Origin of the sequence: Nocardioides pinisoli, assembly GCF_024199985.1 — a bacterium.
GTDB classification, from domain to species: domain Bacteria; phylum Actinomycetota; class Actinomycetes; order Propionibacteriales; family Nocardioidaceae; genus Nocardioides; species Nocardioides pinisoli.
The window spans coordinates 138,481-162,039 of the sequence record NZ_JANARS010000007.1 but is presented as its reverse complement, the minus strand read 5'-3'; the positions used below and the strand labels follow the sequence as shown (position 1 = coordinate 162,039).

The following is a 23,559-nucleotide window of genomic DNA, read 5'->3' as shown; positions in this document are numbered from 1 at the left end:
GCCGCCACCGCGCGCCGCGGCGTCTAGGCTCGCCGCATGTCGACGCCCTTGCCCGCCTCTGCGCCCTTCGCACTGTCCACCCGCATGCTGGCCGGATCCCTGATGGGCGCGCTGGTCGTCATCGGCGTGGCCCTGTCGGTGGTGCTGCCCGCACCGGGGTCGGTGTCGTTGACGGTGCTGGCCGTCCAGGTGGCAGCCGGCATCGCCGCGCACCTGCTCATCGAGTCCGTCGGCTACCGCACGCCGGCCCTCTCCACGAGCCTGACCGACGACGACGCGGCCGCGCAGGCCCGCGCCCGCTGGCAGGCGCTGATGATCATGCGGTTCGCCATCGCGGAGTTCGTCGCCATCGCCTCGGTGGCCGCGGCGTTCGTGCTGCCCGACGGCAGCATCCTCACCTACCTCGGCGGCGCCGTCGTCTCGCTCGCCCTCATGGTCGTGCACGTCTGGCCGGGTGCGCGCCCGGTCGGCAAGGTCGCCGACGCGCTCGAGGCCGGCGGCAGGCACTCCGGCCTGCGCGAGGCCTTCGGCCGGTCGGCACCGGGTCCGGTCCAGCGGCTCTAGCCCATGCGCTGGCCTCGACCAGCGCGCTGGAGGGCTCAGTGCTGGACGACGACCTCGATGCGCTGGAACTCCTTGAGCTCGGTGTAGCCCGTGGTGGCCATCGCCCGGCGCAGGGCACCGACGAGGTTCATCGTGCCGTCGGCGACCCGGGAGGGGCCGAACATGATCTCCTCCAGCGACCCGACCGGCTCGAAGCCGACGCGCTCGCCCCGCGGGAGCTGGGCGTGGGTGGCCTCGCTCCCCCAGTGGAAGCCGCGGCCGGGGGCCTCGGTCGCGCGCGCCAGCGGGGAACCGATCATCACCGCGTCGGCGCCGCACGCGATGGCCTTGGCGATGTCGCCCGAGCTGCCGATGGAGCCGTCGGCGATGACGTGGACGTAGCGGCCGCCGGACTCGTCGAGGTAGTCGCGACGGGCGGCGGCCACGTCCGCGAGGGCGCTCGCCATCGGCACGGCGACGCCGAGGACCGTGCGCGTCGTGTGGGCGGCACCGCCGCCGAAGCCGACGAGCACGCCGGCGGCGCCGGTGCGCATGAGGTGGAGCGCGGCCTGGTAGGTCGCGCACCCGCCGACGATGACGGGGACGTCGAGCTCGTAGATGAACTCCTTGAGGTTGAGCGGCTCGGCCTGGCTGCTGACGTGCTCGGCGGAGACGGTGGTGCCGCGGATGACGAACATGTCGACGCCCGCGTCCACGACGGCCTTGACGTGGTCCTTGGTGCGCTGCGGTGACAGCGACCCCGCGACCGTGACACCCGCGGCGCGCACCTCCCGGAGGCGCTCGGTGATCAGCTCGGGCTTGATCGGCTCGGTGTAGATCTCCTGCATGCGGCGCGTGGCCTCGTGCCCGGACAGGCCGGCGACCTCCTCGAGCAGGGTGGTCGGGTCGTCGTAGCGGGTCCAGAGGCCCTCGAGGTTGAGCACCCCGAGGCCGCCCATCTGGCCCAGGGCGATCGCGGTGGAGGGCGACATGACCGAGTCCATCGGCGCGGCCAGCACGGGGATGTCGAACCGGTAGGCGTCGATCTGCCACGCGGTGCTGACCTCCTCGGGGTCGCGGGTGCGCCGCGAGGGCACGATCGCGATGTCGTCGAAGGAGTAGGCGCGGCGACCGCGCTTGGCACGGCCGATCTCGATCTCGGTCACGGTGGCAGCCTATCGGCGTCGGGTCAGAAGCCGAGGTCGCGGGCGGTGGCGCGGATGCGGGCGGCACCGGCGCGCAGCCCCGCGAGCTCGCTGTCGCTCATCGGGACCTCGAGGCGGCGCTCGGCCCCGCCCCGGCCCACGACCGTCGGCACCGACAGGCACACGTCGCCGATGCCGTGGTAGTCGGTGAGCAGCGTGGACACCGGCAGCACGCGCTTCTCGTCGCGCAGGACCGCCTCGATGATGCGGCCCGCCGACACGCCGATCGCGTAGTTGGTCGCTCCCTTGCCCTTGATGATCTCGTAGGCGGCTCCAACGACCTCGGCGGCCATGGCATCGCGGTCGGTCTCGCTCACGAGGTCGGTGACGGGTACGCCGCCGATGCTCGCGCTGCTCCAGAGCGGGATCTCGCTGTCACCGTGCTCGCCGACGACGTACGCGTGGACGTTCTGCACCGCGACCCCGCAGTGCGCCGCGACCAGGCCGCGCAGTCTCGCCGAGTCGAGCACCGTGCCCGAGCCGAAGAGCTGCTCGGTGCCGAGCCCGGTGAGCTTCTGCGCGGCGTAGGTGACGACGTCGACGGGGTTGGTGACCATCACGAACCGCGCATCCGGGGCGGCCTCGACGAGGGCCGGCATGAGCGTGCGGAGCATGCTCGTCGTCGAGGCCGCGAGGTCGAGGCGGGACTGGCCGGGCTGCTGCTTGGCCCCGGCTGTCACCGCGACGACCTGCGCGCCCGCGCACACCGACACGTCGGTGGACGCCTCCACGTGGGCGGTCGGCAGGAACTGCAGGCCCTGGCGGAGGTCGAGCTCCTCGGCGCGCACCTTGTCGGCGTCGACGTCGTGCAGTGCGACCGTGGTCGCGACGCCGCGCACCAGGCAGGCGTAGGCGAGCGTGGAGCCGACGGCTCCGGCACCGACGATGGCGATCTTCGCGGAGGTCATGCCTCAGCCTAGGTGGTGCACCTCCTGCAGCCCGTGGACCGGCGTCTCGATGTCCTCGAAGCGCGCCTTGAGCTGCAGCGCGAGGTAGAGCGAGTAGTGCCGCGACTGGTGGAGGTTGCCACCGTGCATCCAGAGGTTGTCGACCTGCGTCGGCTTCCACATGTTGCGCTGCTCGCCCTCCCACGGTCCGGGGTCCTTGGTGGTGTCCGACCCGAGGCCCCAGCACTTGCCCAGCCGGTCGGCTGTCTCCTGGTCGATGAGGTCCGCCACCCAGCCGTTCATCGAGTTGTAGCCGGTGGCGAGGACGACGACGTCGGCGGGGAGCGTCGTCCCGTCCTCGAGCACGACCGCGTCCTCGGTGAGGTGGTCGACCTGTCCCTGCACGAGCTTCACGTCGCCATCGGCGACGAGGTCGGCGGCACCGACGTCGATGTAGTAGCCGGACCCGCGCCGCAGGTACTTCATGAACAGCCCCGACCCGTCGTCGCCCCAGTCGTGGCGGAAGCCCGACCTCTCCAGCCGCTCGTAGAAGTCCTTGTCCTTCTCGGCCATCGCCTCGTAGGCGGGGATCTGGAAGGTGTGCAGGATCCGGTAGGGCAGCGAGGCGAAGACCAGGTCGGCCTTCTCGGTCGTCATCCCCGCGGCGAGCGCCCGCTCGGAGTAGAGGTCGCCGAGCCCGATCTCCATCAGGCTGTCGCTCCTGACGATGTGGGTGGACGAGCGCTGCACCATCGTCACGTCGGCGTCGTGCTCCCACAACGCTCCGCAGATGTCGAAGGCCGAGTTGTTGCTGCCGATGACCACGGCCTTCTTCCCGGCGTACGCGTCGGGGCCGGGGTGGGCGGACGAGTGGTGCACGTCGCCGCGGAAGACGTCCGTGCCGGGGAGGTCGGGGATGCGCGGCTTGCCGCTCATCCCGGTGGCGAAGACCAGCTGCGTCGGCCGGAGCGTGAGCGGCTTCCCCTCGCGCTCGACCTCGACCGTCCACTCCTGCGTCTCCTCCGACCAGCTGGCGCTGGTGGCCACGGTGCTGGACCAGTAGGGCACCTCCATGATCCGCACGTAGGACTCGAGCCAGTCGCCGATCTTGTCCTTGGGCGCGAAGACCGGCCAGTTGTCGGGGAACTTCAGGTAGGGCAGGTGGTCGTACCAGACCGGGTCGTGCAGGCACAGCGACTTGTAGCGGTTGCGCCACTGGTCGCCGGGCCGCGGGTGCTTGTCGATGACCAGGCTGGGTACGCCGAGCTGGCGGAGGCGGGCACCGAGCGCGATCCCGCCCTGGCCGCCGCCGATGACGAGGACGTAGGGCTGGGTCGTGCTGCCCAGGCTCTCGGCCTCGGCCTGGCGCTGCTCCTTCCACGTGACCCGCTCCTTGGTCGCGCCGTGATGGGTGCCCATCGGCCGGTGCGTGCCGCGGGGCTCCTCGTGCCCCTTGAGCTCGTAGAGCGCGGTCAGCAGCGTCCAGGCGCGGTCCTCGCCGTCCTCCTGCGTCAGCCGGAGCAGGCCGTTGCCGCGGCCGACCGCGGTCTCGAAGCCGATCCACGCGGTGACGACGCCGTCGGCCTCGTCGGGGGGCTCGGTCGTCGCCATGCCCGACGGGGCGACCCGCACCCCGACGTCGGCGACCAGGTCGGCCACCTCGCCGCGTCCCTCGACGGTCTTGATGTTCCAGGTGAAGGCCACCAGGTCGCGCCAGTAGCACTCGGTCGCGAACAGCGCGGCGGCCGCCTCTCCGTCGCCGGCCGACACCGCCGTCTCGAAGCGGGCGAGCCACGCGTCGACGCGTGCCTGCGCGTCCGCCGTCGTGGGGGCGGTCCCGGTGGTCGTCCCGGGGTCCAGGGTCTGGGTCATCGTCTCTCCTTCACCTACGCTGGTGTGACCGAGCACACACCTCGCACGCACGTCGCCGACAGGGTTGCGAGAGGTTGCAACGGCCCCGGCCCGGAGGGACAGCCATGACCGACCGCGAGCTGCACCGCAGTCGTGAGGCCGCGCTGTCCGGTGCCGCGCGCGGACCGCGTGCCCGCACGGAGATCGCTGCCTCGTGGCGCCGGGTGGCGGCCACCGGCCTCGACCCGGGCGCCGGCGCCGAGATCCCGCCGCTCGTCGAGCTGGAGCTGGAGCGGCGCCGTGCCGCGAGCGGCCTGGCCGACCTGGTGCCCCGCCTGGCCGAGTCGCTCGCACCCGTCGTCGAGGCCGGCCAGCTGGTGGTCGTGGCCGACGGCGAGGGACGCGTGCTGTGGCGCCTGGGCAGCAGCGCCGTGCGGCGGATGGCCGACGACCTCGGCTTCGTGGGCGGCTCGGCGTGGACCGAGGCCAACGTCGGCACCAACGCCATCGGCACCGCCCTCGTCCTGGGCACCGCCGTCCACGTGCAGGGGCCCGAGCACTTCGTCGAGTCGCACACGCGGTGGGGCTGCGCCGCGGCGCCGCTGGTCGACCCGTGGACCGGTCGCACCCTCGGGGTCCTCGACGTGAGCGGCCCGAGCCGGGGCATGCACCCCGCCGAGCTCGCGCTCGTGCAGCTGGCGGCGCAGATGACGTCGTCCGAGCTGGTCGCGCGGCACCGCGCGGACCTCGACCGGCTGCGGGCGCGCGCCGCTCCCCTGCTGGCCGGGCTGAGCGGCGACGCCCTCGCCATCGACCACGCCGGGCACCTGGCCGCAGCGATCGGCAGCCGCAGCCCCGACCGGGTCGCGTTGCCCGACCGGCTCGTCGCGGGCCGCGTGTGGCTGCCGACGCTCGGCCACGCCACGGCCGAGCCGCTCGACGGTGGCTGGCTGCTGCGCCTGGAGGGCAGCGAGCAGGCCGAGCCGTCGACGTCGTCGCTGGTGCTCGAGCTCGACGGCGACCCCCGCCTGCGCGTCACCGGCCCCAGCGGCTCGTGGTCGCGCAGCCTGTCACCGCGCCACTCGGAGATCCTGCTGTCGCTGCTCGCCGCCGGCCCGGAAGGGCGGACCGCGACCCAGCTCTCCGAGGACCTCTTCGCCGACCCCGGCCGCACCGTCACCGTGCGCGCCGAGATGTCGCGGCTGCGCCGCCTCGCGGGCAGCCTGCTCCTGTCCGCGCCCTACCGGCTGGCGCCCGGCGTGGCGGCCGAGGTCCGCGGCGACCGGGTCTCGGCACTGCCGCGCTCCTCCGCGCCGGTCGTACGCCGCTGGCGCGCCGCCGTGTGAGGCTTCGGCAACGGCTCGTGCACAGCTCGGCAAAGCCGGTCACGCGCGGCCGGCGTCCTGCCTACCGTCGTGCAGGTGGGGAGACGAGGGAGCAGAAGGCTCGCGCGCGCTGTCGTGGCGACCTGCCTGGCGAGTGGGGTGCTGGGCGTGGGTGCTGCGGCAGCGCACGCGGCCGACGACTATCCGTGGGCCTGGCAGGGCCAGTGCCCGATCCTGCCGCAGGCACCGATCGAGGAGCCGGAGCCGGCTCCCCCGACGCCGGCTCCCCCGACGGCGCCCGGGTCCGGTCAGCAGCCCGGGGAGCCCCCGGCACCCGTGGTGGTCGAGCCCCCGCCGCCCCCGCCGCCCGTCCTCGACCCGGTGTCCGGGCACCTCTACGACCCGCGCGGCCCGCGGCCCACGTGCGCCCGCAACGTCTGGTCGGTCAACGGCTCGATCGGTGACCCCTGGGGCTTCGTGTTCCGCAACTGCACCAGCTTCGTCGCGTGGCGACTGCACGAGCGCAACGGCCTCGCGGGCTTCGCCAACCACTTCCGGGGCGAGCACTGGGGCAACGCAGGCAACTGGGACGACGTCGCGCGGCGACTCGGCTACCGGGTCGACTCCGTGCCGGCCATCGGTGCCGTCGCTCAGACCGACGCCGGTCGCGTCGGACACGTGGCCTGGGTGAGCGCCATCGGCCCGGGCACCGTCACCGTCGAGGAGTACAACCACGCCTCGCCCGGCGGCTACGGCACCCGCACCGTGCCGGTCGGCGAGTTCCGCTACCTCCACCTCGACGACGTCGCCCCCTCGCCGCTGATCGGCTCGGACCGGCCCGTCGTCGCGGTGCCCGACGCCCGTGGCGGGTCGTGGACCGCCCGCGTCGACGACAGCGGCACCCTGCGCGTGGCCGCGCCCGGTCGGCCTGCCCGGGTGGTCGGGCGCCGGGGCGCCTTCACCCCCGTGGTCGCCCCGGCGCTGAGCGTCGACCACCACGGGCGCCCATGGGTCGCAGCCACCACTCCGGACGGGCGGGTGCTGGCCGGTACGACGCGACGTGGACGCCACGTCCTGCACGTCCTCGCCACGTCGGCGCCGACCGCGAGCCCGGCGCTCGCCCAGTCACGCACCCGACGTCCGGTGCTCGCGACGGTCTCGGCCGACGGCACGCTCGTCACCCGCCGCCTCACCCGCGCGGGCCGCTGGACCCGTCCCGACCGGGTGGGCCGGCCGGCGTCCTGGTCCACCCACACCGCGCCCGTGCTCGGCAAGGACGTGGCCGGCCGTACATGGCTGGTGGCGGTCGGCTCGGACGGCGCCACCTTCGCCCAGTCGCTCGAGCGGGGCCGCCTGCAGCGGCTGGCGGGTCCGACGGCGTCGCTGACGTCGACGCCCGCGCTCACCACGGCCGGCGACGGCACCACCCGGCTGCACCAGGTCGCCGCGACCGGACGGCTCGTCGTACGCACCCTCGACGGTCGCCGGTGGACCCGGCCCGTCGCGCTGGCGGGCCAGTGGTCGCCCTACGCCTCCCCTGCCGTCGGTGAGGCCGACGGGGGTCTGCACGTCGTGGGGACCGACCACACCGGCGCCGTCGTCGTGCGCAGCGCGGTCCCCGGACGACCCGCGCGCCCGGTCCGCGTGCGCGCGCCGCGCGACCTCACCCGCTCACCGGGGCTGGTGACCCGTCGCCAGGCCGGCCTGTTCGTGGTGACCCGCTCCGGACCCCGCCTGCTGGCCCGGCCGACACCGCCGGTCGTCGACCCGCTGCCGACCCGCGCCGACTCCCCCAGCTGAGGGGCGGGTTCAGCTCCCGCTGTAGTTGGGCGCCTCGACGGTCATCTGCACACCGTGGGGGTGGCTCTCCTTGAGCGAGGCCGAGGTGATCCGGACGAACCGGCCCTTGTCCTGCAGCTCGGGGATGGTGCGCGCGCCGACGTAGAACATCGACTGGTTGAGCCCGCCCACGAGCTGGTGCGCGACCGCGGAGAGCGGGCCGCGGTAGGCGACCTGACCCTCGATGCCCTCGGGCACGATCTTGTCGTCGCTGGCGACCTCGGCCTGGAAGTAGCGGTCCTTGGAGTAGGACTTCTTGCCGCGGCTGCTCATCGCGGCGAGCGAGCCCATGCCGCGGTAGGACTTGAACTGCTTGCCGTTGACGAACACGACGTCGCCGGGCGACTCCTCGCAGCCGGCGAGCATCGAGCCCACCATCACGGCGTCGGCGCCCGCGACGAGGGCCTTGGCGATCTCCCCGGAGTGCTTCATGCCGCCGTCGGCGATCAACGGCACGCCGGCCGGCTTGGTGGCCAGCGACGCCTCGTAGACCGCGGTGACCTGCGGCACGCCCACCCCGGTGACCACGCGGGTGGTGCAGATCGAGCCCGGCCCGACACCGACCTTGACCGCGTCGGCCCCGGCGTCGACGAAGGCCTGGGCGCCCTCCCGGGTGGCGACGTTGCCGCCGATGACCTGCACGTGCTTGGTCGCGGGGTCGGACTTGAGCCGACGGACCATGTCGAGCAGGAGGTGGACGTGGCCGTGCGCGGTGTCGGCGACGAGCACGTCGACGCCGGCCTCGACCAGGGTCGTGGCGCGCTCCCAGGCGTCGCCGAAGTAACCGATGGCGGCGCCGACCAGCAGCCGGCCGTCGGCGTCGTAGGACGCGTGCGGGAACTGCTCGCCCTTGACGAAGTCCTTGACGGTGATGAGGCCGCTGAGCCGGCCCTCGCCGTCGACGAGCGGCAGGCGCTCGCGCTTGTGGGCGCGCAGGAGCGTGGTGGCCTCGTCACGGGAGATCCCGACGTGGCCGGTGATCAGGCCCTCGCGCGTCATCACCTCGTCGACCTTGGTGGTCGCCCACTCCGCCACCGGGGTGAAGCGCAGGTCGCGGTTGGTGATGATGCCGAGCAGGTGGTTGTCGACGTCGACGACCGGCAGCCCGGAGACGCGGTACTCGCCGCAGAGCCGGTCGAGCTCCTCGAGCGTCGCGTCGGGGCCGATGGTGACCGGGTTGGAGATGATCCCGGTCTGGGTGCGCTTGACCAGGTCGACCTGGCGGGCCTGGTCGTCGATCGAGAGGTTGCGGTGCAGGACGCCGATGCCGCCCTCGCGAGCCATCGCGATCGCCATCCGCGCCTCGGTGACGGTGTCCATCGCCGCGCTGATGAGCGGGACCCGGATGGAGATCTCGCGGGTGAGGCGGGTGGTGGTGTCGATGTCGCTGGGGGCGAGGTCGGACTCCCCCGGCAGCAGCAGCACGTCGTCGTAGGTGAGGCCGAGCGCAGCGAACTTCTCCGGGATCTCCACGCGCACATTCTACGGGCGGCTCGGTGTGCTCTGGGACAGTGTCAGGGTGGGGACGGGAGCGGGGGCCGACCGATCGGGCACGCGTCTCCTGGGCCGGATGGTATGGGTGGCCGCGGCCGCGGCGTTCCTCGCCCGATTCCCGTCCCTGCTGTGGCCGCTGCGCCCCGACGAGGCGGGCTTCCTGATGGTGGCGCGGTCGTGGGACCCCGAGCCCGGCTCGCTCTACGGTCGCTACTGGGTGGACCGGCCGCCGCCGATCATCTGGTTGCTGCGCGCGACCGACGCCGTCGGGGGGCCGTACGCCCACCGGCTCGTGGGAGCGATCGGGTGCGCGCTGCTGGTGCTGGCCGCGGCGGCAGCCACCCGGGAGGTCGCGATCCGGGCGGGCGTGATCGACCGGTCGGCGGTGCGGCGGCTGTCCGGCTGGGTCGCGGTGGCGACGGCCGCCGTGGTGACCAACGCGCAGCTCGACGCGGTCGCCGCCAAGGGCGAGCTCTTCGGCATCCCGCTCGTGATGGCCTCGTGCTGGCTGGCGCTGCGCGGCGTGCGCCGGGTCTCGCCGCGCGACGCGTTCCTCGCGGGGCTGCTGGCGATGCTCGCGGTGGGGATGAAGCAGAGCATCGTCGGAGGCCTCGTCTTCGGCGCCGTGCTGCTCGTGGGCTCGCTGGTCGCCCGGCAGCTCGACCGGGAGGACGGGCTCCGGTGCGCCGCCGCAGCGCTCGCGGGCGCGGCCGTGCCTGTGGTGGTCGTGGTGGGGTGGACGGTCGCGGCCGGCGTACGGCTGGAGACGCTGTGGTACGCCGTCGTCTCCTTCCGCTCCGACGCCAGCCAGGTCATCGCGACCCAGACCTCGGAGGCCGCGACCAGCCGGATCTGGGTGCTCCTGCTGATCTTCCTCGGGACCGGGATGCTCCTCGTCGTCGTGCTGTTCGGCGTGCGGCTGCGGAGCCTGCTGCGCCACGACCCCGTGCCGGTCGTGGCGATCACGGTGATGCTGGGCGTCGACCTGGTCGGCGTCGCGCTGAGCGGCAGCTACTGGGCGCCCTACCTCTTCGTGCCGATCCCCGGCCTCGCGCTGGCGCTGGCGGCGCTCGTCGCGCACGACCACCTCGACCGGATGCGCCACCGGGTCACCCCGGTGGTCGTGGGCCTCGTCGTGGTCTCGAGCATCGTGGCGCTGCTCGGCTGGACCGGCGCCTGGGTGCGGGGCAGGGTCCCGGTGGAGGTGCGCACCGGGCAGGCGATCGCCGCGGCGGCCAGCCCCGGCGACCGCGTGCTCGTCTACGGCGGGCGGGCCGACATCCAGTGGGCGACCGGCGCGCAGTCGCCCTACCCCTATCTCTGGTCGCTGCCGATGCGCACGCTCGACCCGGGCCTGGAGGACCTCGAGGCGGTGCTGACGGGCGGGAGCATGCCTACGTGGTTCGTCGAGGCGACCTTCATCAACGCCTGGAGCGAGCTCGGCACCGAGCCGATCACGAGCTCGCTGCTGCGCAAGTACGAGCTCGTCGGCACCGCCTGCGACCGCTACCGCATCTACCACCTCAACACCGTCGAGCCGGTGCGGATCGACGTGGACTGCTCGACGCCCTTCCGCACGATCTGGGGCCGCTGATGGACCCGCGTGCAACCTGCCGGGCGGGTCACCCCGTTGGGACGGTCATGGAGCAGAACGATGCGTGACGAGGCGGCCTTCGTGGAGTTCGCCGCTTCCGCGCGGGACGCCTGCGGCGCACCGCCTACCTGATGTGCGGTGACTGGGAGCTGGCCTCCGACGTGGTGCAGGACGGGCTGGTCCGGGTCTACGTGCGGTGGCCGCGGCTGGTGCGCAACAGCGGCGAGCTCGCCTACGCGCGGAAGGCCGTGGTGAGCGCCTACCTCGACCACGCCCGGCGCCGGTCGAGCACCGAGCGGCCGACGGAGCCCGACCACACGGTGGCCTCCTCGGAGGACGTCGCAGAGGCAGTCACCACGAGGGCAGCGCTCATGGCCGCCCTCGCCGGCCTGCCGCCGCGCCAGCGGGCGTGCGTGGTGCTGCGCTACTTCGAGGACCTCTCGGTCGCCGACACCGCAGCCCTGCTGAGGTGCACCGAGGGCACGGTCAAGAGCCAGACCTCGCGCGCGCTCTTCTCGCTCCGGTCCACGTGGGAGGACTCGCCGGCCGGCGAGCCGACGGAGGGAGCGGTCTCATGGTGAACGACCTGCGCGACCTGATGCGTGAGGCGAGCGGGCACCCGCCCCAGGACGGCGCCGAGCTGTCCGCCGTCCTCCGGCGCGGGCGGCGACGGGTCCGGCTGCGCCGCGCCTCGGCGGTGGCCGCCACGGCAGTGGCCGCGGGTGCGATCGCCCTGGGGTCGGTGGCCTGGTGGAACCCTTCGCCCCCCGACCTCGCCGCCGCCGGCGTGCCACGTCCCGACGGGACGGTCCTCCACCTGGCCGACGCGCGAGCCGCTGTCGAGGGGGAGGACTACCGCGAGCTGGCGTCACACTCCAACGACGACCTCGACACCGACAACGGCCAGTACCTGGACGGCGTCACCGAGGACGGCCTGGTCCTGTTCCGCGACGGACCGCGCTCCACCCAGCTCTTCCCGCGCTTCGCGCTCCTGGACCCCGCGACCGGGGAGAAGGACTGGTTGACCGAAGCGCGCGACATCGGCCAGACCCAGCTGTTGGCCGTCGAGCTCAGCGAGGAGCGGCTCGTGCTCGCCGGCGCCGGCGAACCGGTGGAGTCCGGCGACGGCCTGGAGATGTCGCTGGAAGCCCACGTCTACGACCGTGCGAGCGACACTTGGGACACATTGCGCTGGACCGGCCTCCCCGCGATCGAGGGGCCGTGGGGCGCCCGGGTCGGCCCGGACGGGCGCCTCTACGTCCCCGTGCTCGCGACCCGGGGCGAGGTCCCGGAGGGCGGCTGGCCGATGGGCCCCGACGGCGAGGCCGACGACGCCGACGCCGAGAGCGACACCTACGACCTGTGGTCGGTGTCGCTCACCGAGCAGCGCGACGTGCGCGACGAGGGCCTGCGGGTGGGCGCCTTCGCCTTCACGCAGGACGCACTCGTGTGGACCGACTCGCAGAACGGCGACGCCGGTCGGGTGCACGTGCGCGACCTGGCCACCGGCGAGGAGACGTCCTTCGACCCCGCCCTCGGGGATCGCTGCAACCTCCTCGGCTTCAGCGCGGCAGGCGATCGCATCGCCATGTCGCAGTACTGCGGCACCTACGACGGTGGCGTGCGCGACGACCGCGTGGAGGTCGTGACGACCGAGGGCGACCGGGTCGTGACGATCCAGGACAGCGGCGTCGACGGCGGCCGGCTCGTCGCGGGCGGGGACTACCTGACCATCACGGCCTACGGGCGGTCGACGGGCGGCACCTACCTCTACGACATCGAGGACGAGCGGCTGCTGCGCCTCAGCGAGGGCATGTCCAGCTGGGCCGTCGCCGCGGGTCCTGCTCCGGGCGACCAGTTCCTCTGGACCAGCCCCACCGGCAGGTCACTGTCGGGCTTCCTCAGCAGGGGCGCGACGGGTCACGTGAGCGAGGTCATCCGCTGACGGACCCGCGCCACACGGCGAACAGGCCCGCACCGGAGTCCGGTGCGGGCCTGCCCACGTGGTGCGGGTGGAGCGAGGTCGATCAGTGGCCGTGGCCGTGACCGTGGCCGGCAGCGGCCGCCGGCTCCTCCTCCTCGGGCTTCTCCACGACGAGGGTCTCGGTCGTGAGCAGCATGGCGGCGATGGACGTCGCGTTGACCAGCGCCGAGCGGGTGACCTTGACCGGGTCGAGCACGCCCTGGGCGACCAGGTCGCCGTACTCCTCGGTGGCCGCGTTGTAGCCGTTGCCGACGCCGAGCTCACGGACCTTGGACGTCACGACGTAGCCGTTGACGCCGCCGTTCTCGGCGATCCAGCGCAGCGGCTCGTCGGCGGCCTTGCGGACCACGCGGACACCGGCAGCCTCGTCACCGGTCAGGCCGAGGTTGTCCTCGAGCACCGACACGGCGTGGATGAGCGCGGAGCCACCGCCGGGGACGATGCCCTCCTCGATCGCGGCGCGGGTCGCGGAGACGGCGTCCTCGATGCGGTGCTTCTTCTCCTTGAGCTCCACCTCGGTGGCCGCGCCGACCTTGATCACGCAGACACCGCCGGCCAGCTTGGCGAGGCGCTCCTGGAGCTTCTCGCGGTCCCAGTCGGAGTCGGTGTTCTCGATCTCGGCCTTGATCTGGTTGACCCGGCCGTCGACGGCCGTGCGGTCGCCCGCGCCGTCGACGATCGTGGTGTTGTCCTTAGTGATGACCACGCGACGCGCCTGGCCGAGCACCTCGAGGCCCACCTGGTCGAGCTTGAGGCCGACCTCGGGGGCGACGACCTGGCCGCCGGTGAGGATCGCGATGTCCTGCATCATCGCCTTGCGGCGGTCACCGAAGGCCGGGCTCTTCACCGCGGCGACGTTGAAGGTGCCGCGGATCTTGTTGACGACGAGCGTCGAGAGCGCCTCGCCCTCGACGTCCTCGGCGAGGATGAAGAGCGGCTTGCCGGTCGCGATGACCTTCTCGAGCACCGGGAGCAGCTCCTGGATCGAGGAGATCTTGCCCTGGTGGAGAAGGATGTAGGGGTCGTCGAGGACCGTCTCCATCGACTCCGGGTCGGTGACGAAGTAGGCCGAGATGTAGCCCTTGTCGAACTGCATGCCCTCAGTGAACTCGAGCTCGGTGCCCATGGTGTTGGACTCCTCGACCGTGATCACGCCGTCCTTGCCGACCTTGTCGAAGGCCTCGGCGAGCAGGTCGCCGATGTGGCTGTCACGGCTGGAGATCGTCGCGACGGACGCCATGTCCTCGCGGGACTCGACCTCGCGGGCCGCCTCGCGCAGGGCGTCGCCCACGGCCTCGGCCGCTGCGTCCATGCCCCGCTTGAGACCCATCGGGTTGGCGCCTGCCGCGACGGCGCGCAGGCCCTCGTGGACCATGGCCTGGGCCAGGACGGTGGCGGTGGTGGTGCCGTCACCGGCGATGTCGTTGGTCTTGGTGGCCACCTCCTTGGTGAGCTGGGCACCGAGGTTCTCGAACGGGTCGTCGAGCTCGATCTCGCGAGCGACGGTCACACCGTCGTTGGTGATGGTGGGCGCGCCCCACTTCTTGTCGAGGACGACGTAGCGGCCCTTGGGGCCGAGCGTCACCTTGACGGCGTTGGCGAGGGCGTCGACGCCGCGCTCGAGGGCGCGGCGGGCGTTCTCGTCGAACTCCAGGATCTTGGGCATTTCTGGGCCTCTCTAAAGACTTTCGGGGGCTCGCGCGGCGTCAGGTGAGCTGGCGCGCGGCTGGCAAGCCGGGGGCGCGAAGGCGACCTTTGAGCGAAGCGGGTCGTCGAGCGCCCCCGGCGCAGTCAGGCGTGATGCCAGGTCAGCTGACGACGGCGAGGATGTCGCGGGCCGAGAGAATGAGGTACTCCTGACCGGCGTACTTGACCTCGGTGCCGCCGTACTTGCTGTAGATGACCTTGTCACCCACGGCGACGTCGAGCGGGACGCGGTTGCCGTTGTCGTCGATGCGACCGGGACCGATCGCCACGACCTCGCCCTCCTGGGGCTTCTCCTTGGCGGTGTCCGGGATGACCAGGCCGGAGGCGGTGGTCTGCTCGGCTTCGAGCGTCTGGACGACGATGCGGTCCTCGAGGGGCTTGATGTTGACCGACACTTCGGATCAACCTCCACTTTCTCAAACAAGAGATCTTCAGGAGACCGGATTTCGACGGCCGGTGCTCCCAGGACGTGGGCTCGCGGTCCGGCGGCACGCCGTCGCGGGGGTCGTGCCAGGCTCACGAGCATTGGCATTCTCAGGGTGAGAGTGCCAACGCAGACGCTAGCACTCTGCCTGATCGAGTGCTAGCCGGTGTCCCCGCTGACAGGATGGCGGGGTGGAGATCGAGACGCTGGACTGGCTGCGCACCCCCGAGGGCGCGCGCCTGCTCGCCGACGCCACGCGGGCCTGGGCGGACCACCCGGGCGACCCGGTGCGGGTCGCAGGCGTCGTACGCCGTCTCGAGCCCGACGCCGAGAAGGCGGCCGCCGCCACCACGCAAGCCCACCTGCGCGCGAGGGCCGTGCCGAAGTTCGGCGAGGCCGCCCACCTGATGTTCTTCACCCCCGACGCGCTCGAGCAGGCGACGCGGACGCGGGTCGCGGACCACCGGGCGGCCCGGCTGGCCGCCGCCATCCCCGGCGGCAGCGTCATCGACCTGGGCTGCGGGATCGGCGGGGACCTCCTCGCGTTCGCGCGGGCCGGGCTCGTCGTGGGCGGGGTCGACCTCGACCCCGTGCGCGTGGCGATGGCGCGCGCCAACCTCGAGGCGCTGGGCCTCGCCGGAGCGGTGCAGGTGGGCGACGCGACGTCGATCGACCCGAGAGCGTTCGACGCCGCCTTCGCCGACCCCGCGCGCCGTGGCGGCCGGGGCCGGGTCTTCGACGTGGAGGGCTGGACGCCGCCGTGGCCGTGGGTGCTCGACCTGCTGGCCCGCCGGTCGCTGGTGAAGGTCGCGCCCGGGATCGGGCACGCCCTCGTGCCGACGGGCGTGGAGGCCGAGTGGGTGAGCGACGGCGGTGAGGTCAAGGAGGCCGTCCTCTGGTCACCCGACCTGTCGACCACCGACCGGCGCGCCACCGTGATCGGCGAGCACGGACTGGCCACCCTGACCGACGAGGACTCCCCCGCCGACGGGGCAGCCGGGACCGAGGTCCGCGACGTCGGCGCCTACCTCTACGAGCCCGACGGTGCGGTGATCCGCGCCGGCCTCGTGACGGCCGTCGCCGCCGGCGTCGGGGGCGGCCTGGTGGACCCGCACATCGCCTACGTCACCAGCGACGCGTCCTTCCGTACGCCGTTCGCGCGCGGCTACCGCGTCGTCGAGCACCTGCCCTACCGCGAGAAGCAGCTGCGCGCGGCCCTGCACGAGCGCGGGATCGGCCGCCTGACGATCAAGAAGCGCGGGGTGCAGGTCGTCCCCGAGGAGCTCCGCAAGCGGCTGGCCCTGCGCGGGGACGACGAGGCCACGCTGGTGCTCACCCGGGTCTCCGGGCAGGGCACCGCCCTGCTCGTCGAGCCCTTCTGACCTGGGGCCGCCGCTCCGCCGTCGTCAGCAGCCCGGGCGCGCGACGCCCAACACGTTGACCGGCAGCCGGCCCGGCGCCGTCGCCTGACCGGTCAGCACCTCGACGAGCACCTGCATCGCGGCGGGCGTGTCCCCGTAGGTGGCGATCCGGGTCGGGGCGCCCACCCTGCCCAGCACCCACGGGCTGTCGGTGGCCACGGCGACCTCACCGTCGACCGGGGCGTCCTTGAAGCCGGTGAAGCCGACCTGCGTGCCGGCTGCCAGGCGTGCGTCCTCGCCGGCGTTCCACGCGCCGAGGCGCTGCTCGCGCCGGTTCTCGGCCTTCGCCCACGCGCGCACGCGCCGCTCGTAGGCCCGCTTGCGCTCCTTCTTCCTGCGCTCGGGCCGCGGCTCGGCGGTGGCGAGGGTGGCCGGCGGCGGACGCCGTGCCAGGACGGTGATCCCGGCCGCCTGTGCCGCCGGGGTGAACGTGGCCACCGCGCCCGGGTCGCCGTAGGCGTGCACGGCCTCGCCGACCAGGCGGCCCGAGCAGGCACCGTCGGTGACCGTCACCGCGGCCGCGGAGAGTCGTCGGGAGGCCGCCGGCGCGGAGCCGCGCACCTCGCCGGGCCCGGACAGGTGGGTCAGCAGGGCGACCTGCCGCGCGGCCGCCTGCTCGAGCCGGCGCCGGGGCAGGTCGCCGCTGCGCACGGCACGGACCAGCGCCGCCCGGGCCACCGCGGGTGAGGGAGGCATGAGCAGCACGTCCGAACCGGCGCGCAGCGCCTGCACGGCCGTGCGCCCCGGGTCGCGGCCGCGCGTGACGGCTGCCATCTCGAGCGAGTCGGTGACGACAAGGCCCTCGAAGCCGAGCTCGTCGCGCAGCAGGCCGGTGACGACCTTGCGCGACAGCGACGACGGCACGCGGGGGTCGACGGCGCGTACGTCGAGGTGGCCGACCATGACGGCCGGGAGGCCGGCCTCGACGCCGCGCGCGAAGGGCACCAGGTCGGACGCCTCGAGCTCCGTCCGCGTCCTGGTCTGCACCGGCAGGGTCAGGTGGCTGTCGGCCGGCACGGACCCGTGGCCCGGGAAGTGCTTGATGACGGGCAGGACGCCGGCGCTGGCGTACCCGGTGGCGGCCGCGACGACGTGCTCGGCGACGACGCCCGGGCGCGACGAGGCGGAGCGGGAACCGATCGTCGGGTCGCCGGGGCCCGAGGTGACGTCGGCGTCGGGTGCGAAGTCGACGGTGAAGCCGAGCCCGCGCAGCTCCCCGGCGCCGGCGGCGTACACCTCCCGGGTCAGCCCGGGGTCCCCCGCGGCACCGGTGCTCATGAAGGCCGGGAACCGCGTCGCCGCGCCGCGCAGCCGCTCGACCACCCCGCCCTCCTGGTCGACGCCGAGGAAGAGCGGCCACTTGCGGGGCACCTGACGGGTGAGCGTGCGGTTGACGGTCCGGACCTGGTCGGCCGAGGCGACGTTGGCGCTGAAGGCGATGACGCCGCCGAGGTGCAGGTCTCGGACCATCCGGACCGGCGCGGCCGTGCCCTGCCAGTCCGCGACGATGACCTGTCCGGCGAGGTCGGGGAGCCTCATCCGTCCGACGATCCGTGCGGCCCGGTCCAGCTCGGCCCGGTCGGGCCCCCATCCGTCCGCCAGGCCCAGCCGCTCCGACGGCGTGGGCGGGACGGTCGGCGTGCTCGTCGCCGCCGCACCCTCAGCCGACCGTTCCTCGTCGCCGCGCGGGTCCTGGCCGTCGCATGCCGTCAGCGAGGCGACCAGGGCGAGGGATGCTCCGAGGCTCGCCAGGTGGGAGGCCGGTCGCGAGCGCATCACGCCATGGTGGCACGGGACCGATGACCACTCACCGCCCGTGTCGGTCGGGGCGCTCCCAGGGCCAGTCACTGGCGAGCCAGGCGGCCACGGCGTCGGCCAGCGGCTGGTCGAGCTCGGCCCGGTCGGCGCGCACCCACGACTGGACGTCGACGTCGTGCTCCGGCGACGAGGCCGGGTAGAGGTAGACGCAGCCGATCACGTGCTGGGTGCCGGGCTCGAGGACGGTGAAGGTGAACCCACGTCGCGCCTCGAAGTCCGCCGCGTGCCGCACGAGGTCGGCACGGTTGTCCTCGAGCGCCATCCCGTCGACGGGCGGCCACGACCCGTCGGGGTAGCCCGGGCTCGCGCGGACGTGCGCGATGCTCGACGTCCACGCGGCGTGGTCGGACTCGTTGTGCTGCGGCCCCAGCGGCTCGAGCACGAACCGGTCGGTCGCCAACGACGTCGGGGGCTCGAAGTCCTCGGGAACGAACGACTCGGTGCTCATGCCGGCGACGCTAGGTCGGTCGCCGCGGTCCGGACAACCGGAAATCCGCTCGGCAGGTGCATCCGTCGCGGGGTTCACTGGGTCGGTGCCCACCACCGTCCTCGTCGAGGGTCGCAGCGACGAAGCGGCGTTGCGCGCGCTGGCGCTGGCCCACGGACGCGACCTCGCCCACGACGGCGTGGACATCCTGCCGCTGGGTGGCATCACCAACCTGCGTGCCGCGGCCACCCGGCTGCACGCCACCGGCCGGCGCGTCGCCGGGCTGTACGACGCTCCCGAGGTGCGCTTCGTCCGACGCGGGCTGGCAGCGGCGGGGGTCACGTCGGGTGAGGACGCCGACCTGGAGGCGCACGGGTTCTTCTGCTGCTCCCGCGACCTCGAGGACGAGCTCCGGCGCGCGCTGGGCGCGGCACGTGTCGAGCAGGTGATCGCGGAGGCCGGCGAGACCCGCTCCCTCGAGCGGCTGGCGCAGATGCCGGCCCAGGCCGGCTGGACGCGCGAGGACCTGCTCGCCAGGTTCATGACGTCGAGGAGTGGCCGGAAGGAGCGGTACGCCCGGCTGCTGGTCGAGGCGATGCCCCGAGGGAGCGAGCCGGCACCGCTGTGCGCGCTGCTCGCCCACCTCGGGGTCGGGTCGGTCGGCTGACGACCGTCAGACGTTCGCCTTCTCCGCACCGATCGTGGTGTCGGGTCCGTGGCCGGTGTGCACGACCGTCTCGTCGGGCAGCTCGAACAGGCGGCGCCGGATGGAGTCCACGATGACGTCGGCGTCGCTGTAGGAGCGACCGGTGGCACCCGGTCCGCCCTCGAACAGGGTGTCGCCGGTGAAGACGCAACCGAGGTCGTGGACGTAGAGGCACACCGCGCCCGGCGCGTGGCCCGGGGTGTGGATCACGGTGACCGCGGCGCCGCCGATGGTGAGCGTCTGGCCGTCGGCGAGGTCGACGTCCCACAGCTCGGCCCCCGGCTCGTCACCACCGTGGGTCAGCTCCCACAGGGGCCGGTCGTCGGGGTGCAGCAGGATCGGCGCGCCCGTACGACGACGCAGCTCGGGCGCCACGCGGACGTGGTCGTCGTGCGCGTGCGTGCACACGATCGCCTTCACGGTCCGGCCCGCGACGACCTCCAGGATCGCGTCGACGTCGTGCGGCGCGTCGACGACCAGGCACTGCTCGTCGTCACCGATCACCCACACGTTGTTGTCGACCTCGTGCGTCTCTCCGTCCAGCGAGAAGGTGCCCGAGACGACGGCGTGGTCGACCCGCACGGAGGAGCCGCTCATCAGAGCACCACCACCGAGCGGAGCACGTCGCCTGAGTGCATCTTGGCGAAGGCGGCCTCGACGTCGCCGATGCCGATCTCCTCGGTCACGAAGGCGTCGAGGTCGAGCCGGCCCTGCTGGTAGAGGTCGACCAGCATCGGGAAGTCGCGCGAGGGCAGGCAGTCGCCGTACCACGACGACTTGAGCGACCCGCCGCGACCGAAGACGTCGATGAGCGGGATGTCGGGGACCTTCATGTCGGGAGTCGGGACGCCGACGAGGACCACGGTCCCGGCGAGGTCACGGGCGTAGAACGCCTGCTTCCACGTCTCCGGGCGACCGACGGCGTCGATCACCACGTCGGCCCCGCCCTCGTGGCCGGTGCTGTCGGCGGGCGGGGTCAGCTCGCGGATCGCCTCGACGGCGTCGACGTCCTTCGAGTTCACCGTGTGCGTGGCGCCCATCGCGCGGGCCTGCTCGAGCTTCCGGTCGTCGATGTCGACGGCGATGATCTTCGAGGCTCCCGCCAGGGCGGCGCCGGCGATGGCGGCGGCACCGACCCCGCCGCAGCCGATCACCGCGACCGTGGAGCCGCGGCCGACGTTGCCGGTGTTGATCGCCGCACCGAGCCCGGCCATCACCCCGCAGCCGAGGAGGCCGACGGCCGCGGCCCGGGCCGAGGGGTCGACCTTCGTGCACTGCCCGGCCGCGACCAGCGTCTTCTCCGCGAAGGCGCCGATGCCCAGCGCGGGCGACAGCTCGGTGCCGGCGAGCTCCCCCTCCGCGAGCGTCATCTTCTGGGTGGCGTTGTGGGTGGCGAAGCAGTACCACGGCTCGCCGCGGTCGCACGCCCGGCAGTCGCCGCACACGGCCCGCCAGTTGAGGACCACGAAGTCACCCGGAGCCACCGACGTCACGTCGGGACCCACAGACTCGACGATCCCGGCGGCCTCGTGGCCGAGCAGGAAGGGGAAGTCGTCGTTGATGCCGCCCTCGCGGTAGTGGAGGTCGGTGTGGCACACGCCGCAGGCCTGGATCCTCACCACCGCCTCGCCCGGGCCGGGATCGGGGACGTTGATCGTGGTGAGCTGCACCGGCTCGCCCTTCGCGAGGGCGACGACGGCCTGGACCTGCTGCATGGATGTGCCTCCTGTGAGTCGAGTCGACGCGAGCCTTGCAACGTCGACCAAACAGATGCAACCACCGGGCGGGGAGCCGCGTCCTCATCCCGACACGCCGCGCGCGTGAACAGTGCGAACAGGAGGTGGAGGATGGGCGCGACACTCGTCGACATGGGTGCGCAGGACCGGCGGCACGACCGGTCTGACAAGGACGCCGATTTCTCGGCGTACATGTCGGCGCGCCAGCCGGCGCTCTACCGGACCGCCTACCTCCTCGCCGGCGACCACGCCGGCGCCGAGGACCTGCTCCAGACGGCCTTCGCTAAGCTCTACCTCTCCTGGGACCGGATCCGCGACCGCGAGGCGCTCGACGGCTACGTCCGCCGGATCATGGTCAACGAGAACAACTCGCTGTGGCGCCGGGCGTGGAAGCGACGCGAGCACGCGACCGACACGATGCCCGAGACGGGCGCGCTGGACACCTACGACGACGGCATGGGCGGAATCCTCTGGTCGTTCGTCCAGACCCTGCCGCCCAAGCAGCGCTCGGTCGTCGTGCTGCGCTACTACGAGCAGCTGAGCGAGGCCGAGATCGCCGACGTGCTCGGGATCTCCGTCGGGACGGTCAAGTCCCAGGCCAGTCGCGCGCTCGCCGCCCTGCGCGCCCGCGCCCCGCAGTCCCTCGACCCCCACGCGTCCGGAGACGATGCCCGATGAGCCCCACCCCCCTCGAGGACCAGGTGCGCGACGCCCTCCACGGCGCCGCCGACCCGCTCCAGCGCACCCCCTTCACCGTCACCGACGTCCACGCACGTGCCCGTCGGATCCAGCGCCGCCGCCGTGCGGCCGCGGGCGCCGCGGTCGCCGCGGTCCTGGCGATCGCGGTGCCGTTCGGCGTGGACATGGTCGGTCCGACCACCCGCAGCGACGTCCCGCCGGCCACCGAGCCGCCTGCACCGCGGGTCACCGGGACCGTCCGCATCGACCCGCGCAGCGCTCCCGTGAGCGAGGAGCTGGCCGAGCCCCTCCTCGACCTCGACGGACAGCGCCTCATCGTCGACGGCGAGGACGTCGACCTCCCCCGGCTCTACGACCAGCTGACGCCCTACGCCGACGGCTGGATCGGCATCAACTTCATCGATCCGAAGAACGAGGGCGCCGTGGGCGTCCAGGTGCTCGGACCCGACTTCGAGGTGCTGGACGAGGCGGCTCCGACCAGCCACCTGGCGGTGTCGGCGGACGGCTCGCGCATCGCGTGGGCCGAGTACGACGGGGACCGGTGGGTCCTCGTCGACCGCGACCGCGACGGGGCGCGCGAGGAGCGCCGGACGCCGCTGGCGCCCGGGCCGCAGGACGGCCGGGTCCGACCGGTGGGCTTCCTGCCGGGAGACGCCGTCCTGGTGAGCATCCTGGACGCCGGCACAGGGCAGGAGTCCGCGTCCGTCGTCGGCCCGGACGGGAGCACCACCCCGCTCCCCGGTTCGCTGCGCGTCGGTTCGGCGTCCGAGGTGAGCGGACTCCTCACGGTCCAGACCCGGTTCACCGGCGACGGCTCCTGCTGGCAGGTGCGCGACGCAGGGGCCGGCGGTGCCGAGGTCTGGCGCACGTGCGACTACTCGCTCCTGGGCTTCAGTCCCGACGGCCGCCACCTGCTCGGCTTCACCGACTACTTGACGCCGGAGGGCTCACCCACGCTGGCGATCCTCGACGCCACGACCGGCGAGCGGGTGGTCGACTTCGAGCTGACCGGCTCCCGGACCGACGTCGTCGGCATCAACCCCGAAGTGGCGTGGGAGGACGACGGCACGGTGGTGGCCGCCGTGGTGACCGGTGGCCAGCAGTACGTCGTACGCCTGGGGCTCGACGGCACGGTCGAGCGGATCGGCGGCGAGGCGGTGGACGTCGAGCCGGGTGAGGTGAGGCTCATGCTCGCCGCCCCGGACGTCATGCAGCGATGAGCGTCGGGCCGGGGCAGGTCACAAGCGCATCCGCGGGCTGGAGTAGCTCGCGATCACTGACTGCAGCAGCTCCTGCTGCACCTCGTCCGGGACCTTGGGGTCGAAGTTCAGCTGGACCTTCGTGACGTGGTTGTCCTCCCAGAGCGTGACGGCGTGGATCTCGTAGGACTTGTCCCGCGCCGTGTAGTAGCCCGCGGTGAGTCCACCCATCAGGACGTCGTCCTGCTTCTCGTAGTTCGGCGGCCTCGTCCCGGGCTTCTGGAAGTACCTCTCGGCCTGCTTCGGCGTCAGCACGTCACCGCCCGTCGCGGCCACGCTGAGCAGCACGCCCCCGCTCATCCCGTCCACGCGCCCGAGCGCGGTGTCGACGACCACGGAGTCGAAGTGCCGCTTCCACCCCCGGGGCGCGTTGACGCGGATGTCGCTGACGTCGAGCCGCGGCCCGGAGGCAGGCTCGACCGCCTCGGCCTCGGGAACGAGCAACGGCTCGGTCGGGCTCGGGGTCAGGGTGTCCGTGGGGCTGTCGGTCGGGGACGTCGACGACGTCTCGGCCCCGGACGGGTCGGTCCCGCCCTCGTCGGCCCCGCACGCGCCCAGCGCCAGCAGCGTCACGATCGAGACCGCCACCGCAGCGGTCACGCGTCCACCCATCGTCCTACCCCCGAGTCGGCGTCGCACG

At 73.2% G+C, this 23,559-nt stretch carries 21 protein-coding genes; 10 read left to right on the top strand and 11 right to left on the bottom strand.

The genetic code is table 11. The features are described 5' to 3' along the window. The first annotated feature begins 36 nt into the window (after window positions 1–36). Window positions 37–564 carry a hypothetical protein gene (locus NCI01_RS16755; RefSeq protein WP_254182628.1) on the top strand — a complete coding sequence of 176 codons (528 nt, stop codon included), beginning with the start codon at window positions 37–39 and terminating at the stop codon, window positions 562–564. A gap of 35 nt (window positions 565–599) precedes the next feature. Here NCI01_RS16755 and NCI01_RS16750 read toward each other — a convergent pair whose 3' ends face one another. Genes NCI01_RS16750 through NCI01_RS16740 form a run of 3 tightly spaced genes read right to left on the bottom strand, consistent with a single transcriptional unit; the run spans window position 600 to window position 4,507 of the window. Then, window positions 600–1,709, bottom strand: coding sequence for a GuaB3 family IMP dehydrogenase-related protein (locus NCI01_RS16750; protein WP_254182627.1), 1,110 nt, complete (start codon window positions 1,707–1,709; stop codon window positions 600–602). A gap of 23 nt (window positions 1,710–1,732) precedes the next feature. Next, complete coding sequence (locus NCI01_RS16745) at window positions 1,733–2,656, bottom strand: L-lactate dehydrogenase (protein ID WP_254182626.1); 924 nt, start codon at window positions 2,654–2,656, stop codon at window positions 1,733–1,735. 3 nt (window positions 2,657–2,659) lie between these two features. Beyond that, window positions 2,660–4,507, bottom strand: a complete 1,848-nt coding sequence (locus NCI01_RS16740) for a flavin-containing monooxygenase (protein ID WP_254182625.1) — start codon at window positions 4,505–4,507, stop codon at window positions 2,660–2,662. A 104-nt stretch (window positions 4,508–4,611) separates the two neighbouring features. On the opposite strand from NCI01_RS16740, the gene NCI01_RS16735 reads away from it, so the two are divergent. Both NCI01_RS16735 and NCI01_RS16730 read left to right on the top strand, forming a co-directional pair. Next, a complete protein-coding gene (locus NCI01_RS16735; protein WP_254182624.1) occupies window positions 4,612–5,832 on the top strand; it encodes a GAF domain-containing protein in 1,221 nt (406 codons plus the stop codon). A gap of 147 nt (window positions 5,833–5,979) precedes the next feature. Continuing rightward, on the top strand, window positions 5,980–7,611 hold the full coding sequence (locus tag NCI01_RS16730; protein WP_254182623.1) for a CHAP domain-containing protein: 1,632 nt from the start codon (window positions 5,980–5,982) through the stop codon (window positions 7,609–7,611). A gap of 9 nt (window positions 7,612–7,620) precedes the next feature. Here the strand turns inward: NCI01_RS16730 and guaB are convergent, their stop codons facing one another. Next, complete coding sequence (gene guaB / locus NCI01_RS16725; protein WP_254182622.1) at window positions 7,621–9,123, bottom strand: IMP dehydrogenase; 1,503 nt, start codon at window positions 9,121–9,123, stop codon at window positions 7,621–7,623. 97 nt (window positions 9,124–9,220) lie between these two features. On the opposite strand from guaB, the gene NCI01_RS16720 reads away from it, so the two are divergent. The 3 genes from NCI01_RS16720 to NCI01_RS16710 all read left to right on the top strand — a co-directional run bounded on the left by NCI01_RS16720 (window position 9,221) and on the right by NCI01_RS16710 (window position 12,683). Further along, entirely contained in the window at window positions 9,221–10,738 is a 1,518-nt protein-coding gene (locus NCI01_RS16720; protein WP_254182621.1) for a hypothetical protein, read from the top strand. Between the two features lie 131 nt (window positions 10,739–10,869). Next, window positions 10,870–11,319: a sigma-70 family RNA polymerase sigma factor gene (locus NCI01_RS16715; protein WP_254182620.1), complete on the top strand. Its 450-nt coding sequence runs from the start codon at window positions 10,870–10,872 to the stop codon at window positions 11,317–11,319. Then, on the top strand, window positions 11,313–12,683 hold the full coding sequence (locus NCI01_RS16710; RefSeq protein ID WP_254182619.1) for a hypothetical protein: 1,371 nt from the start codon (window positions 11,313–11,315) through the stop codon (window positions 12,681–12,683). The genes NCI01_RS16715 and NCI01_RS16710 overlap by 7 nt, the downstream gene beginning before the upstream one ends. Before the next feature lie 82 nt (window positions 12,684–12,765). On the opposite strand, the gene groL is transcribed toward NCI01_RS16710, so the two are convergent. Together groL and groES are read right to left on the bottom strand one after the other, a co-directional pair. Next, complete coding sequence (gene groL, locus NCI01_RS16705) at window positions 12,766–14,388, bottom strand: chaperonin GroEL (protein ID WP_254182618.1); 1,623 nt, start codon at window positions 14,386–14,388, stop codon at window positions 12,766–12,768. A gap of 142 nt (window positions 14,389–14,530) precedes the next feature. Beyond that, a complete protein-coding gene (gene groES / locus NCI01_RS16700; protein WP_056605525.1) occupies window positions 14,531–14,824 on the bottom strand; it encodes a co-chaperone GroES in 294 nt (97 codons plus the stop codon). Between the two features lie 220 nt (window positions 14,825–15,044). Between groES and NCI01_RS16695 the strand changes: the two genes are divergently transcribed. Further along, the gene (locus NCI01_RS16695) at window positions 15,045–16,235 is read left to right on the top strand and encodes a class I SAM-dependent methyltransferase (RefSeq protein WP_254182617.1); all 1,191 of its coding nucleotides are present in this window, start codon (window positions 15,045–15,047) and stop codon (window positions 16,233–16,235) included. Between the two features lie 24 nt (window positions 16,236–16,259). Here the strand turns inward: NCI01_RS16695 and NCI01_RS16690 are convergent, their stop codons facing one another. Beyond that, a complete protein-coding gene (locus NCI01_RS16690; RefSeq protein WP_254182616.1) occupies window positions 16,260–18,050 on the bottom strand; it encodes a glycoside hydrolase family 3 N-terminal domain-containing protein in 1,791 nt (596 codons plus the stop codon). Window positions 18,051–18,081: 31 nt separating this feature from the next. Next, window positions 18,082–18,540 carry a GNAT family N-acetyltransferase gene (locus NCI01_RS16685; protein WP_254182615.1) on the bottom strand — a complete coding sequence of 153 codons (459 nt, stop codon included), beginning with the start codon at window positions 18,538–18,540 and terminating at the stop codon, window positions 18,082–18,084. Between the two features lie 85 nt (window positions 18,541–18,625). Between NCI01_RS16685 and NCI01_RS16680 the strand changes: the two genes are divergently transcribed. Continuing rightward, window positions 18,626–19,186: a TOPRIM nucleotidyl transferase/hydrolase domain-containing protein gene (locus tag NCI01_RS16680; RefSeq protein ID WP_254182614.1), complete on the top strand. Its 561-nt coding sequence runs from the start codon at window positions 18,626–18,628 to the stop codon at window positions 19,184–19,186. A 6-nt stretch (window positions 19,187–19,192) separates the two neighbouring features. On the opposite strand, the gene NCI01_RS16675 is transcribed toward NCI01_RS16680, so the two are convergent. After that, the gene (locus tag NCI01_RS16675; RefSeq protein WP_254182613.1) at window positions 19,193–19,822 is read right to left on the bottom strand and encodes an MBL fold metallo-hydrolase; all 630 of its coding nucleotides are present in this window, start codon (window positions 19,820–19,822) and stop codon (window positions 19,193–19,195) included. Then, entirely contained in the window at window positions 19,822–20,940 is a 1,119-nt protein-coding gene (locus tag NCI01_RS16670; RefSeq protein ID WP_254182612.1) for an S-(hydroxymethyl)mycothiol dehydrogenase, read from the bottom strand. Before NCI01_RS16670 ends, NCI01_RS16675 begins: the two co-directional genes overlap by 1 nt. A 132-nt stretch (window positions 20,941–21,072) precedes the next feature. Here NCI01_RS16670 and NCI01_RS16665 point away from each other — a divergent pair, with 132 nt between their 5' ends. Together NCI01_RS16665 and NCI01_RS16660 are read left to right on the top strand one after the other, a co-directional pair. Then, entirely contained in the window at window positions 21,073–21,639 is a 567-nt protein-coding gene (locus tag NCI01_RS16665; protein WP_254182611.1) for a SigE family RNA polymerase sigma factor, read from the top strand. Further along, on the top strand, window positions 21,636–22,880 hold the full coding sequence (locus NCI01_RS16660; protein WP_254182610.1) for a hypothetical protein: 1,245 nt from the start codon (window positions 21,636–21,638) through the stop codon (window positions 22,878–22,880). The genes NCI01_RS16665 and NCI01_RS16660 overlap by 4 nt, the downstream gene beginning before the upstream one ends. Before the next feature lie 18 nt (window positions 22,881–22,898). Here the strand turns inward: NCI01_RS16660 and NCI01_RS16655 are convergent, their stop codons facing one another. Continuing rightward, window positions 22,899–23,558, bottom strand: coding sequence for a hypothetical protein (locus tag NCI01_RS16655; protein ID WP_254182609.1), 660 nt, complete (start codon window positions 23,556–23,558; stop codon window positions 22,899–22,901). Window position 23,559: the final 1 nt, after the last annotated feature.

Excerpts from the sequence above, each read along its gene's own strand:
- NCI01_RS16665 (WP_254182611.1), top strand. The coding sequence starts at position 21,073 with ATGGGCGCGACACTCGTCGACATGGGTGCGCAGGACCGGCGGCACGAC.
- NCI01_RS16675 (WP_254182613.1), bottom strand. The coding sequence starts at position 19,822 with ATGAGCGGCTCCTCCGTGCGGGTCGACCACGCCGTCGTCTCGGGCACC.
- NCI01_RS16735 (WP_254182624.1), top strand. The coding sequence starts at position 4,612 with ATGACCGACCGCGAGCTGCACCGCAGTCGTGAGGCCGCGCTGTCCGGT.
- groL (WP_254182618.1), bottom strand. The coding sequence starts at position 14,388 with ATGCCCAAGATCCTGGAGTTCGACGAGAACGCCCGCCGCGCCCTCGAG.
- NCI01_RS16720 (WP_254182621.1), top strand. The coding sequence starts at position 9,221 with ATGGTATGGGTGGCCGCGGCCGCGGCGTTCCTCGCCCGATTCCCGTCC.
- NCI01_RS16710 (WP_254182619.1), top strand. The coding sequence starts at position 11,313 with ATGGTGAACGACCTGCGCGACCTGATGCGTGAGGCGAGCGGGCACCCG.
- NCI01_RS16745 (WP_254182626.1), bottom strand. The coding sequence starts at position 2,656 with ATGACCTCCGCGAAGATCGCCATCGTCGGTGCCGGAGCCGTCGGCTCC.
- NCI01_RS16755 (WP_254182628.1), top strand. The coding sequence starts at position 37 with ATGTCGACGCCCTTGCCCGCCTCTGCGCCCTTCGCACTGTCCACCCGC.
- NCI01_RS16670 (WP_254182612.1), bottom strand. The coding sequence starts at position 20,940 with ATGCAGCAGGTCCAGGCCGTCGTCGCCCTCGCGAAGGGCGAGCCGGTG.
- NCI01_RS16690 (WP_254182616.1), bottom strand. The coding sequence starts at position 18,050 with ATGCGCTCGCGACCGGCCTCCCACCTGGCGAGCCTCGGAGCATCCCTC.
- NCI01_RS16740 (WP_254182625.1), bottom strand. The coding sequence starts at position 4,507 with ATGACCCAGACCCTGGACCCCGGGACGACCACCGGGACCGCCCCCACG.
- NCI01_RS16685 (WP_254182615.1), bottom strand. The coding sequence starts at position 18,540 with ATGAGCACCGAGTCGTTCGTTCCCGAGGACTTCGAGCCCCCGACGTCG.
- NCI01_RS16715 (WP_254182620.1), top strand. The coding sequence starts at position 10,870 with ATGTGCGGTGACTGGGAGCTGGCCTCCGACGTGGTGCAGGACGGGCTG.
- NCI01_RS16660 (WP_254182610.1), top strand. The coding sequence starts at position 21,636 with ATGAGCCCCACCCCCCTCGAGGACCAGGTGCGCGACGCCCTCCACGGC.